This window comes from Pelomonas margarita (genome assembly GCF_043555875.1).
Classification (GTDB): domain Bacteria; phylum Pseudomonadota; class Gammaproteobacteria; order Burkholderiales; family Burkholderiaceae_C; genus Pelomonas; species Pelomonas margarita.
Map to the genome: position 1 here is coordinate 1 of NZ_JBIGHW010000055.1, position 918 is coordinate 918.

Consider the following 918-nt stretch of genomic DNA (forward strand, 5'->3'; position numbering starts at 1 on the left):
GGCTTTGTTGCGCAAATCGCCCCGCCGTCAGCCATAGACTGACGGCGTGACAGAGGCAGAAGCGAAGAACAGGAAGCGGACGAAGTACCGCACGACGAACTGGAAGGCGTACAACGAGGCGCTGAAGGCGCGTGGTTCGTTGACGATGTGGCTGGATCGGGACATGCAGTGGCGGGCTGCGCCCAGCGGCAAGCGCGGGCGTAACCCGACGTTCTCGGACACGGCCATCCAGTTTTGCTTGAGCATCAAATGCCTGTTCGGTCAGCCTTTGCGGCAGACGCTGGGCATGGTGCACAGCCTGCTGAGGCTGGCCGGGCTGGATTGGCCGGTGCCGGACTTCAGCACGGTCTGCCGGCGACAGAAGACGCTGCAAACCACGCTCAGCTACCAGCACAGCACATCGCCGCTGAACTTGCTGGTGGACAGCACAGGGATCAAGTTTCTGGGCGAAGGCGAGTGGAAACGCAAGAAGCACGGGGCTGAGTACCGGCGCGAGTGGCGCAAGGTCCACCTCGGCATCGACGCCCAGACCCTGGAGATACGTGCCATCGAGGTGACCAGCAATGCCATCGGCGATGCACCGATGCTGCCGGAGCTGTTGGCGCAGATTCCCGCCGACGAGCCCATCGACAGCGTCTGCGCAGACGGGGCGTACGACACCCGCAGCTGCCTTGACGCGATTGCATCTCGCCAGGCCGTGGCGATCATCCCGCCGCGCAAGAACGCCAGCCTCTGGACCAAGCCGAGCCCGGGATCGGCGCAACGCAATGAAGCGGTGCGCGCCTGCAAGCGATTTGGCAGACGCTTGTGGAAGCAGTGGAGCGGCTATCACCGGCGCAGCCTGGTGGAGACCAAGATGCACTGCTTCAAACGCCTGGGGGAACGGGTCAGCGCCAGGACGTTTGATCGTCAAGTGGT

At 63.7% G+C, this 918-nt stretch carries 1 protein-coding gene; it reads left to right on the forward strand.

Going from position 1 to position 918, the window contains the following annotated elements:
• Positions 1-46: 46 nt before the first annotated feature.
• Positions 47-918, forward strand: an 872-nt coding sequence (locus ACG0Z3_RS23200) for an IS5 family transposase (RefSeq protein ID WP_394402421.1), incomplete at its 3' end; no start/stop codon positions are given.